Raw genomic sequence first — 12,276 nt, 5'->3', positions numbered from 1 at the left:
TTTACAAGCTGAGTTCACCATAATTCGCAACATCATAGTCAGAATCAGCCGGCTGTTCAGCACCTTCCACACTACCTTCTTTTAATCGGAGAAGCGCTTTAACCGCTCCTCTGATCTCGGGTGTATCTGCTATCATTGTGCCCAAAAGGTCGATGTGTTTAATCGTCGTTTTGAGTTCTGAGATATCCAGATCTTCTCCAAATCTAAGCTTTCCAGCTACAATGAGCGTGACCGGTTTATCGTAGGCTGCATACTCTTCTGTGGCCCACTGTTCTTCGTTTTCAATCAGCACGTATTGTCCCTCATATGATAGGATTTCAGCCTCAATATTTGTCTTCTCATAGAGCAGATCCTCAAGATTTTCATCTACAACCACAATAGAGGTCGTCTGGATTTGATCAATCGCCTGCTCCAACTGCTCACGGGTCACATCTTTTTCGAAATAGATCGGTTTTGATGTCATGAGCTTTGCTCCTTTGAGGCGGCGCAACGTACGTGCTGAATAAGACTGTGATGAAGTCAGTAAAGTAAAACCTTCCGGGATTTTGACTGTTTCCCCGTTAACCGTGTGTGAAAGAGCGAATACAGCTGATTCCTGAGATTCATGGAAATACAACAATCCATTTACAGTGAGGTGTTCAATCTTTGTTTTTAATTGTTCAAGAGATAAGTCTTTTGCAAGAGTCAACTTTCCATTTACCGTCAGCTTAACAGAAGACTGTATTGAATCGAGGTATGCGTTATTCAGCTCATGTTTCCCATTGATTGTTCTTGGCTTTTCACCTGAATACGTTTCAGACATGCCAGTCATATGCTTTACTTTGCTTTGAATGATTCCCTGCAAATGTACCGGGGAGACTATCGAGCCAACAACATATAGTCCTTCGATTTTACCTTGAAGGTCTTCTTCTTCAATGTCATCATCGAAAATAACACTTCCAACTGTAAGTAATTGAACGGGGTCCGCAATTGACTGAAGGTATTGCCGTGACAGAACGGTTTCACCTGTAAGGGTTTGAAACTCTCCATTTATTTCAATGCTTGCCCCAACGTTTTTACTTTTTAAAGAAGATAACAAGTGAGCCGTCTCTCTCGAATAAATAATACAACCTACATTTTCAATGCTTTCGATTTCAGAGACCGTTTTCTCCGTCGCTTTCGTTAAATTGATGACTCCTACATTCCCAATTCGCTGCTTTTTCATGTTAATCTTCCTCCAATTTCTTTTTTAATTGTTTCAACGCCTGACTTAATTTGTAGCGGACCGTAGCGGCAGGCAGATGCAGCTGTTGACCAATTTCTTTACTTGATAATCCAATCCAGTACCGCTTAAAGATAATATCCTTGTATTCCTGTGACAGATCGGCAAGTAATTCAGTGACCTCAATATGAGTAAATCGCTGATCCAGTCTGATTTGCTCAAAGTCATCCTCCCACCCTGTCAGCCGCTGCTCTTTTCTCCGTTCATCAACCAGCTGATTTTTCATCACCCGGAAGAACCAGGCACGCTGTTTATAAACAGGCAGTTCCTGAAGCATACTTTCATGAGCAAGCGATTTGATCACAGCCTGCTGAATCAGGTCATCTGCTTCCTGTTCATGTCTTGCAATTGACCTGGCAAACCTGCGCAGATTAGTTTCCAATTCCAGATACAACTCACTGGACTCCATCGGCTTCACTCACTTTTTCGTGGTTTCATGTATATAACGTTTCGGCATCGGAAAGTGTTGGACCTTTTTTAAAAATAATTTTCCCCATAGAAAAAAGCTCCCCTCAAAGAGAGAAGCTTTTCACCTTAATCCTCCACCACACCAGGTGTTTTAAATCTCGGGAATTGAATAGCGATCGCAATGATTCCTGACAATGCGATCAGCATTGGATAAATACAGAACGGTACAATCTCCACAGGAGAAATGCCCGCTACACCTGCTACTGCAAGCAGCTGTGCACCGTATGGAATCAGCCCCTGCACAGAGCTTGAGAAAATATCAAGCAGACTCGCAGATCTTCTATTGTCGATACCAAAACGTTCTGAGATCTGTCTTGCAAGCGGACCTGCCGTAATAATTGAGATCGTATTGTTCGCTGTTGCGAAATTCACCGTACTTACGAGGCCGGCAATCCCTGCCTCTCCACCGCGCTTGGAATTGACTCGTTTTGTAACAGACTGAAGCAGAAATTCAATGCCGCCATTCTGTTTGATGAGTTCCACCAGTCCACCAAGTAAAATCGCAATCATCGCAAGCTCAAACATATTAGAGAATCCTGTTCCAATCAGTTCGATCAAGGTCAGCAAACTGAATTCACCAAGTCCTAGACCTACAATTCCAGCAAAAATAATACCGCCAAGCAAAACAAGAATGACGTTTGCTCCTGCAATCGCAAAGATCAGTACGCCTAAATACGGAAGCACCTGCAGGAGATTATAAGGATTCGATTCCTCCAATGAGGCACTTGATCCCGTTGTCATCACAGCGAAAATGATTGCTGTAATGATCGCAGCCGGAAGAACGATTTTAACATTTGCTTTAAACTTATCCTTCATCTTCGTTCCCTGCGTGCGTACTGCTGCAATGGTCGTATCTGAGATAATGGACAGATTATCACCAAACATCGCGCCACTCACAATCGCACCCATCGCCAGCGCAACACCGATATCTGTCTGCTCTGATACACCAAGTCCGATCGGTGCCAGCGCCACAATCGTACCTGTAGAAGTCCCCATAGAAATAGAGATAAAACATCCTATAATAAATAATCCGACGATCAACAGATTCTGCGGTAAAAAGGACAGTCCAAGATTGACCGTCGAATCTACTGCACCAGCACCATCAGCAACGGATGCAAAAGCTCCTGCTAAAAGAAAGATAATGACCATCAAAATAATATTCGGATGACCTCCACCCTTAGACAGCTGCATCACCTTCGTCTGAAAATCAGTTTTGCGATTCATCAGTAAGGCGACCAAAATCGCAATAAATAAAGCAACCAGCACAGGCATTAAATAAAAATCACCCGTGATTACACCTGAACCAATAAATAATAAAATAAATATGCCAAACGGAATCAGAGCAAGCGGATTACTCTGAGGTATTTCCTGATTCGTCATAAGAATGCACCTCCAACCTTTTGTTTTAACAAATCCTATAAACTTCAAACCTGCGGCCAAACAAAAAAGCTTCTCCCATAAGAAAAGGAAGAAGCTTTTAATCAAAAGCAAACCACTTTTCTTATCTCCCAGGCTCATGCCTGCTGGAATTGGCACAGTACTCATCCAAGTCTGCTGCCGAGGCTTCAAAGGGCCAGTCCCTCCACCTCTCTTCATAAGAAGGTCTTGCAGGTATTTAATTTATTGTTGAATGATAAAAGATTTAAAAAAGGATGTCAACGGATCTTGATAACTTCGGAAGATTCATATTATTTCGTCGCTGATTACCTGAGCGGCTGAAACCGTTTCCTTCCATAATACATTTCTAAGGGTAAAAGCAACCATCCCTATAAGCAAGCAAAATAACCCCACAAACATAAAAACCGCACCTGCACCGAATAACCTGACAAGTATCCCACCGATTAATGGGCCAACTACAACACACAAGCTGCATATGGTCTGATTAATACCTGATACTCTCCCAATATTCTCTTTCGAAGTATGCTTATGGATGATATATTGAAATCCCACCGAGTATAAACCCACACCAAGACCAATGATAGCACCGAAAATGATGGGCTGCCATAAAGGGAATCCTGCCTCAAGTAATCCAATTCCTCCAAATCCAATTCCAACGCAGGCAAGACTTCCACCCATGAGCCAACCGTAATCCCGCAGATTTGAAAATCGATTTAACAGCACAATCATGACAACGGCACCCGCTCCGGAAGAGGCAAACAGATAACCGATTAATTCAGGTTGATCAGGTGACAGCTCTCTGAACCATGTAGTGAATTGAATATCAATCATCTGGATTGTAAGTAAACCTAAAAAAGCGAGCATAAAGCTGACCCATAGTGGACGGCTGGTAAAAATGATCAGCCAGCCTTCACGCCATGAAATCCAAAAATCACCTCTATTATTGTGAGCCATAGCATAAGAATCTTTTTCAAACACTGAATATTCTCTTCTCATACTGAATAAAACAAAACACGAAATAATGAGCATTATTGCGTTGATCAAAATACATATTTGCGGTGATACTGCTCCTGCTATCACTCCTCCAATTAACGGTGCTGCAATTTTAGAAAACTGCAGCATGATTCCATTTAAAGAAAAAGCCTGGAAAAGCTGATGCTCTGGCACCACCTCTTTTACCATCCCCTGTTGAGCAGGATAATGAATCAAATTCACCACTGATCTGCACGCAATGATGAGTAGCGCGAGCCATGGACCCGAAACGAAGACCAGCATAAGCGTCAACACCACACTGATAAGATCAGCCAAAAACATCATTTTCAGCTTGTCAGTCCGGTCGGCAAACACTCCTGAGAACTGACCTAATAGCGCTTGCGGCAATGCCATTGCAACGGGAATTAAAGCGATTAAAAAAGGATCTGCCTGCCAGACGAATCCAAATAAAATCATAATCGCGACAGCATCAAAATAATTTCCCATGACAGAAATTGAATAAGACGAAAACATCTTTACAAACAAACGATTGCCCCAAATAGAACGATCTAATTTACCTGCTGACATATAACAATCACCCTGCTTCCTGATTAATATCATCAGTTTAGTGGCTCAATGTCAGAGGATGATCAAATGAACAGATTCAGACGCTGTTTTACCAGACTTACCTTTCGATCCGGCAAATACTCCCGTTTCATTTCGTCTGCATTTGCTTTTAAAAGCATAAATAATTCTTCATCCAATTTAAGTTTATCTAGTAAGAGAAGCGTGATTTCAAAGTAAAAAAAGAGATGAGATGTAAACTTTGTATTTTTCACCACATGATATCCCTGCTCTATATCCTCACGACCTTTTTTAAACGAGCCCCGCTGGAGATGGAGAATTCCAGTGATCACATAAAATATGCCAAGCTCCCTTTGCAAAGGATTATTCTGATAAAACTGTTCCATCTCAATAAATAGTCGATTAAATTCACTCGTTTCTCCACCGCATAGCAATAGAATCAACTTAAAATTCATAAGGGAAGGGTTAAATCCGTGATCAGATTTCAGCAGTTCAGGGTATTTTAACGTCATCGACTTAAACTGTCGATCAGCTTTTTTAAGGTCTTGATCCATTACAAATAAATAAAACAAACCTAATGTCTCAGCTTCAAAATGTGATCTTTCAGAAAACACCTCTTTCTCGAGTCCACGCTGAATATACTGAATGGCTTCACGAAAATTGCCAGTCTGAGTGTGATAAATATGAATCATGTAATACAGTTTTTGATCCATATTGGCATGATCATTGATGAACCAGTCAATATCAGCCTTCATAAAGGCAAAAACAGGCTTATATTCTTCCGGAACCATAAACCCTAAATGCTTTTCCTCAATAAACGTTTGCATGGCTTCTCCATGACCAAATAGATGATATCGCTTAATCAGACCTTCAAGCATCTTATTTATTTCCGGATCCTGATAGGCTGCGTCATCCATTCCAACATCAATTTTCTTCAACACATACCCATGACCTTTTACGGTCTCTATCACAATAAAATCAGACAGCTTCTTCAGTTTCTTCCTCACACGGTAAATATGATCATCCACCGTTCTGTCTGTAGGCGCATCCATCGGCCAAACCGCATCGAGCAGCTGAGACCTCGAAAATACCTGGTCGGCACGTTCATAAAGAAACTGTAAAAGAAAAAATTCTTTTCTTAATAATTGAACTTGAGTGCCTTTATACGATGCAGTATAGTCTGCAAGATTAAAGGTTAGTTGAGACATAAAATCACCTTTTATAACAAGTTTTCTTTTATTATATCGATAATTCTTGATTACGTGGAAATTAAAGGAGATTTCACCCGGATAACAGAATAGTAGCATGAGGAACAGGAAAGGACCAGTCAAATTGAAACATGCTTTAATCGTCATTGATGCCCAGCAGGAGCTGATTGAAGGAAATGAACAGGAAGCTGGCATTGTAAATAAGGAATTATTGATCAAAAATATCAACTTTGTCATTCAAAAGGCGCTTGATGCTGAAAGTAAGATTATTTTTATCTGTGATAAAGATGTAGCCAATGGAGAGGGAGATGGGTTCGAGGTACATCAGGACATTAACATTCCGCAAGGGGCAGTGAAATTCGAAAAATATGCAACGAATTCATTTCACGGGACGCCTTTGCTTGAGTATTTGAAGGAGCAGGAAATTGGCCACCTCGTCATTGCCGGCTGCAAAACGGAGCATTGTATTGATACTGCTGTTCGCACTGCTACCATTAATGGGTTCGATGTCACCTTAGTGGGAGATGCCCATTCTACATCAGATTCAGCTGCCTTATCTGGTGAACAGATTATTGCGCATCATAATTCGACACTCCATGGACACTATAACGTTGAACACTTTTCTCTTGTCCGTCAGTCGTCTGAAGAATTGTTTACTCCGACACACGATGAATATCGTTAACGCGAAAAAAGTTTCCCTGCAAACTGGGAAACTTTTTTAAATATAAATATTCATTCCTGTTGTCAGGGTTCACTGGCCATGTGTTGTACTAAATTCATAAACCTGATATTTCCCAGTGTCTGAAGAAAATTTTAAAACATTTCGATCCTCAGGTATTCCTTCAAAATAAGCACCGATACAGCCCGTTTTGCAACGATGTCCAGACAATAGGATATTTACATTATCATTTCCATGTTTCTTCTCGATTTCATGCATGAAGCTGAAAATCCGTTTTGCAAACAACTCAGGATCTTCTACCCCTTTATACACGTCAGGATCGGGTAACGGCCCTTTCATATGTATATCTTTCACTGGTAATTGATCAGCCTCACCTACATCAATCACATTTAACCTTTCATCTGTGAGTGCCTGTTTCCCTGTCACTATCTCCGCTGTCTGGACTGCTCTTTCCTGTGGTGAAGAATATACGAAATCAAATTTCACATTCTGTAGTTCAGTCTTCAATGAATGTGCTTGTGAAATACCGTTTTCATTTAACGGAAGCCCTGTTCTGCCCTGCATTTTTCGTTGCAAATTTAAATCTGTCTGGCCGTGCCTGATGACATAAATCATAACCCTATCCCCCATTTTTGGTCTTTGTTAACAGAATACTGAAATTTCTTTTTACATATTTTATCATACAATGTGTGCAAGTTAGATGGATGTCTAATGAAAGTCCCGATCCTTGAATTGGAAGTGATGGAATTAAATTTTGAAACGATTGAATGACGGTCAGGAATGAAGGAATTAACAGGGTGTTGTGATGGAAAAAATGAGGCTGCTTGAGGTAGTGAGGGAATTAATTTCTCAAAAGACTGAAATAATTCCCAGAAAGATGGAATAAAATTCTGAAACGATTGAATCTCTCACTCAAGTGATGGAATCCCGCGGAGCAGCCCCACAATCAAACCACACAGCCGCTTCCGCGTGATCCTCCTTCATGAGGTGACCCCTGCACAAATCTAAAAAACCTCCCCACATATACTGTGAGAAGGTCAAATCATCACCTGAACAAATCCACTAAACGATCCCAGAAGCTTTTCTCTTCCTGAACCGCATCCTCTGTCTGCTCTTCATCCGGCTTCTGAATCGCCGCTGTCTTAATGACAAACTGAACGGTTTCCACGTTTTCATTCTGCTCGGATACAAATGAAACCGGCTCGAAATCGGATTTGTCAAACTCTCCGATCAGTTCATTGATTTCGACTTCAATCTGATCCGGCAGGTCACTTGTGGCATCAGCGAGTTCAGCTGTGCCGTCGTTTAGCTGGACAGCGCCGTTTTCAAGCTCTCCTGTTCCCTCATTTACACCGGCTAAGCCGTTGTGCAATTCACCGTATGAGCCCGCAAGCTCTCCAACGCCGCCGGTATATGAAACCAGTCCTGAATGAAACTGATCATAATTCGCAGACAGTGTCTGAAGCCCCTCCTGCAGCTGTTGCAGGGATTCGTCCATGCTGGTTGCAGAAAGGCTTGTTTCAAGCTGATCTGCCATTGTGTTCAGCGTGCTTTGAAGATCAGTGAGTGCCCCTGCACTCGTTTCCAGTGCCGGTGAAATCGCATCAAATGCCTGGCTGACTGCATTATATGTTTCTTTTACAGCCAGCGATGCCTGATAGCTCTGTACCAGCTGATCAACCGTTGCCGGATCCGCTCCACTTTCATAAAGGGCCTGTATGTCAGCCTCTGATACGAAAGCCTCCGGAATCGCTGCTACTGCCTGATCCAGCGCGCCATATGCCTGGCTGTACTGGCCGCTGAGTTCCGTTAAACCACCCTGAACTTCACCAAGACCGCCGGCAATCTGACGTAAGCCGCCTGTCAGTTCTGTAAACTGGCTGAGATTCATATTACCGGATCCCGCTCCGACTGCCTGACTCAGCTGCTGCAGTGCTCCTTTAATGGAATCAGAGCCTTCAACGAGGGATCCTGAATTTGCCTGGAGCTGGTTAATGCCGTCGAGATACTGTGCTGAGCCGTTGTAAAGACTGCCTACACCATCGTTCAACTCAGCTACTCCATCTCTCAGCTCGCCGACCCCGCGGTTGACCTCTGATGTGGCATCCGCAAGCGGCATCACTTCTTCCTTCAGGTTTTCTGTATCCGGTGCTTCGATCGCCATATTGGATGGTACAGCTGCGATCTGAATGGAATCCATTTCAAGATCTGTTACGTCTGCGTTGACGGTAAAAGATTCCTCGGATTCAGGTAGCACAGTAAAGGTTACCTGTCTGTCCTTACCTGCATTGGCAATCGTGCCATCCGGTGCCTGAATGTTTTTATACCGCTCAGAGTCAAAGGTCATCGTGATCTGAAGCAGGTAATTGTTAAAGAATACTTCCTGTCCCTCTTCATTTTTAGCGGTATCAATCTGAATCTGAAGCTCGCCTTCTTCCCCGGCAAGCTCTTCAGCAGTCATTTCTTCACCGTTCAGTTCGTAGGTGATATCAAATTCCCATGGCAGAGCCTGATTATCAAGGTTCCCCTGGTAATAGAATTCATCCTCCTGTGCTGTGAACTCTATCCGGTCATCCTCCTGCTCGATAGCAGTCAGGTCTGTTAAGTTCTGCACGCTCGAATACGATCCGTAATCCGTGATGGTGCCTTCCTCGCTAACCGTGAAGTTATTGACGACGTAAAGATCCTGTTGCGCGCCTGATGAATCCAGATTCGCATAAATGACTTCATCTTTTTTATCAAAAGCACCCGGTCCCTGAGCAGAAGAGTCCTCTGCAGGCTCCTCTGATTCAGCAGATACGAGAATCGTTGGCATAGCCAGAAGAAATGCCGTGAAGGTGGCTGTTGTGCGCTTTAATTTCATGTTCATTTCCCCTTATAAAAGTTTGGTTTCCATGACGTTTTTTCTATGATTTTATCAAAAACAACAAGCATCGCCGGCAGGACGAACACGACCATGACAAACGCCAGCAGCGCTCCGCGGCCGAGTAACAGACCGATCGATGATACAACTGGATTCGTTGATGTCAGCCACAGGATAAAACCGACACTTGATAAAATGGAGGCTGAGATAAAAATCGCAAACAGCTTTTCATCAATCGTCTTTTTAATCGCCTGCATCGCGCTCATTTCCTGTCTCAGCTTGTAATAGTTTTCAGTAAACAGAATGCCGTAATCCACCGTTGCAGCCAGTTGAATCGTACTGATCAGCAAATAGCCGATGTAGACAAGCGGCGCATCTGTAAAATACGGGATTGCGAGGTTAATCCAGACGGACGCCTGAATCGCCAGCAGCAGTACGACCGGTATAGATAAGGACCGGAAAGTGATTAATAAAACCAGCCCCACCGTCACAACGGTCATGATGTTAACGAAAGTATTGTCTTCCTGTACAATCTCTCGTATATCGTACAGCGAAACACTTTCACCCAGCAGGTGTGTGTCATCATAATACTGGTCTGCTGTCTCCTTCACCTGTTCGATCAGCGAAAAAGCAGCTTCTCCTTCAGCATCCGTTTGTGCAAAGATCGTAATTCGCGCATAATTGCCGGAGTAAAACTGTTCAGTCACAGCTTCATCTAGATACTCAGGCGGAACGGCAGCACCCACGACATTTACGTAAGACATCACGCTTACAACATTCGGCAACCCTTCAAGCTCCTGCACAAGCGCTTCTTCTGTCCCGCGGTCCTCTTCCGGAACAAGCAGCACCATCGGCATTTCTTTCCCAAACACTTCCTCTGTTTTCACCACGTCCTGACCGGCACGTGTATCCTCTGGAAATTCACCCGCTCCATAAATGAATGTCGTATTACTCTGCGCCAAAAAGGCCGGCACAATCAGTAACATGACAATAAGCAGACTCGGAATTCTCAGCTTCATCACTTTTGACCCGACGTTTTTAAAGTCAGGAATAAACTGACGGTGCTGCGTTTTATCAATCCATTTATAAAACATCAGTGTAAGCGCCGGCAGGAAGATGATGACGCTGATAAAGCTTAGCAGTATCCCTTTCACAAGGTTAATACCTAAATCAGAGCCAATCCCAAAGTCCATAAAGGTCAGTGCCATGAACCCGAAAAAGGTCGTAGAGGCACTGGCAATGATCGCCGGGAAGGATCGCTTCATCGCAAGCTTCATCGCCTCTGTAGGGTCGGATACCTGCTTGCGGTAATCTGAGAAGCTGTGCAGCAGGAAGATCGCATAATCCAGTGACACGGCCAGCTGCAAAATCGGCGCAACTGACTGCGTGATAAACGACACTTCTCCCAAAAAGATATTCGACCCCAGATTAATCAGGATCGAAACCCCAATGGCCGTTAAGAACAGTACCGGTTCCACCCATGAGTTCGTTGATAAAATTAAGATGATGATAATAATCGGTACGAGCAGCAGCGCGGCATACATGGATTCATCACCTGCCATCGTCTGCGAAACAGCCGTTGTCACGGCTTCACCCGTGATCGTCCCATCTTCTCCAATCAGATCATAGATTTCATTGGTCACTGCGACTTCCTGCTCTTCTTCAATCGTGACCGAAATCAGAGCCGCTCCATCCTGATAATAAGAAGAAAGCATGTCCTGATCGGCCATTTCAAGCGGCACCGTGAGATCCATCACATCGTCAAGCCAGGTGACGGCGCTGATCCCTTCTATTTCTTCAAGATTCTGTTTCATCTGAAGTGCTTCTGTAACCGTCACATCCTGAATCATAACCCTGGCATTTGGAACAGGCTCATCAAATTCCTGCTCCATCAGCTCCACCGCTTCAATCGACGGTGCATCATCCGGTAAGTAGTCAGCCATATTGTAGTTAACCGAAACAGCGAACTGAGCGGCTACACTCACGAGCGCTAAAATGAAAAATACGATTACAATACTTCTTTTATGTTTAATGACCCGGCTAGTCCAGTCGATAAGTCGTCATCCTCTCTTGCAAGTCCCATTTCTGTACTCTACTATTGTATGGACACCGTGTTGGATATTCAACAAACAGTTTGCAAACGCATGTCAGTTATCCAACACATTTTAAAAAAGTGTTGGAATTTCACAAATTGTTAACAACGGGAGGGATCTCTCTAATGAAAAAAAAGCTCGATCACCGCAAACGTTATACACGGAAAGTATTAAAAGACAGCCTCATTTCACTGCTGGCAACAAAACCAATCTCCTCTATTACCGTCAAGGAAATCTGTGAAATGGCTGATATAAACCGGTCTACCTTTTATACGCACTATGCGGATCATCTGGATCTGCTCAATAAAATCGAAGAAGAAATCATTGAGGATATGAACCAGTACCTACAAACCTACAGTTATGAGGCGGAAGAGGAAGCCATTCAGATTACACAGAAAATCCTCAATTATATTATTGAGAACAAGCTTGTACTGCAAACTTTGTTGCAATCCAACGGTTCACCGACTTTTGAAAAAAAGCTGATGGAGCTGACCCGCCAATATATGATCAATAATTGGATGAAGGAAAACGTAGTAAATGCTGAAGAATCAAGATATTTAAGTACTTTTGTGATCAGTGGTGCCATTCATGTCATTAAAGACTGGATCGAACAGGACATGGACCAGTCTCCGGAAGACCTCGCTAAAATGATTAACAGCTTTGTCAACTACGGATTTTCGTATCTTGAGTAATGAAATTTTACTATATTCATATTGTTTTACTTCTGTAAATCAGCTAGTATTTAGAAA

10 protein-coding genes and 1 riboswitch are annotated in these 12,276 nt (G+C 43.1%); of the genes, 2 read left to right on the top strand and 8 right to left on the bottom strand.

Annotated elements, in window-relative coordinates:
• Position 1: 1 nt before the first annotated feature.
• From H7968_RS15885 to H7968_RS15865, 5 genes are all read right to left on the bottom strand, one after another.
• The gene (locus tag H7968_RS15885) at positions 2–1,204 is read right to left on the bottom strand and encodes a hypothetical protein (protein ID WP_227397063.1); all 1,203 of its coding nucleotides are present in this window, start codon (positions 1,202–1,204) and stop codon (positions 2–4) included.
• Position 1,205: 1 nt separating this feature from the next.
• Positions 1,206–1,655: an RNA polymerase sigma factor gene (locus H7968_RS15880; protein ID WP_264476771.1), complete on the bottom strand. Its 450-nt coding sequence runs from the start codon at positions 1,653–1,655 to the stop codon at positions 1,206–1,208.
• 140 nt (positions 1,656–1,795) lie between these two features.
• Positions 1,796–3,109, bottom strand: coding sequence for a Na+/H+ antiporter NhaC family protein (locus H7968_RS15875; protein ID WP_227397061.1), 1,314 nt, complete (start codon positions 3,107–3,109; stop codon positions 1,796–1,798).
• 118 nt (positions 3,110–3,227) lie between these two features.
• A riboswitch (SAM riboswitch) is annotated at positions 3,228–3,330 on the bottom strand.
• Between the two features lie 82 nt (positions 3,331–3,412).
• Positions 3,413–4,687, bottom strand: a complete 1,275-nt coding sequence (locus H7968_RS15870; RefSeq protein ID WP_227397060.1) for an MFS transporter — start codon at positions 4,685–4,687, stop codon at positions 3,413–3,415.
• Positions 4,688–4,749: 62 nt separating this feature from the next.
• Positions 4,750–5,892, bottom strand: a complete 1,143-nt coding sequence (locus H7968_RS15865; RefSeq protein WP_227397059.1) for a winged helix-turn-helix domain-containing protein — start codon at positions 5,890–5,892, stop codon at positions 4,750–4,752.
• 124 nt (positions 5,893–6,016) lie between these two features.
• Between H7968_RS15865 and H7968_RS15860 the strand changes: the two genes are divergently transcribed.
• Positions 6,017–6,574, top strand: coding sequence for an isochorismatase family protein (locus H7968_RS15860; RefSeq protein WP_227397058.1), 558 nt, complete (start codon positions 6,017–6,019; stop codon positions 6,572–6,574).
• A gap of 69 nt (positions 6,575–6,643) precedes the next feature.
• Here H7968_RS15860 and H7968_RS15855 read toward each other — a convergent pair whose 3' ends face one another.
• From H7968_RS15855 to H7968_RS15845, 3 genes are all read right to left on the bottom strand, one after another.
• Positions 6,644–7,186, bottom strand: coding sequence for a histidine phosphatase family protein (locus tag H7968_RS15855; protein ID WP_227397057.1), 543 nt, complete (start codon positions 7,184–7,186; stop codon positions 6,644–6,646).
• 430 nt (positions 7,187–7,616) lie between these two features.
• On the bottom strand, positions 7,617–9,434 hold the full coding sequence (locus H7968_RS15850; RefSeq protein ID WP_227397056.1) for a YhgE/Pip domain-containing protein: 1,818 nt from the start codon (positions 9,432–9,434) through the stop codon (positions 7,617–7,619).
• 2 nt (positions 9,435–9,436) lie between these two features.
• Positions 9,437–11,377 carry an efflux RND transporter permease subunit gene (locus tag H7968_RS15845; protein WP_227397055.1) on the bottom strand — a complete coding sequence of 647 codons (1,941 nt, stop codon included), beginning with the start codon at positions 11,375–11,377 and terminating at the stop codon, positions 9,437–9,439.
• Between the two features lie 275 nt (positions 11,378–11,652).
• On the opposite strand from H7968_RS15845, the gene H7968_RS15840 reads away from it, so the two are divergent.
• Positions 11,653–12,219 carry a TetR/AcrR family transcriptional regulator gene (locus H7968_RS15840; RefSeq protein ID WP_134376312.1) on the top strand — a complete coding sequence of 189 codons (567 nt, stop codon included), beginning with the start codon at positions 11,653–11,655 and terminating at the stop codon, positions 12,217–12,219.
• Positions 12,220–12,276 lie beyond the last annotated feature (57 nt).

It is taken from the genome of Jeotgalibacillus aurantiacus (assembly GCF_020595125.1).
In the GTDB taxonomy this organism is placed as follows: domain Bacteria; phylum Bacillota; class Bacilli; order Bacillales; family Jeotgalibacillaceae; genus Jeotgalibacillus; species Jeotgalibacillus aurantiacus.
The sequence above is the reverse complement of the archived record's forward strand: the minus strand, read 5'-3'. Positions and strand labels throughout refer to the sequence as shown.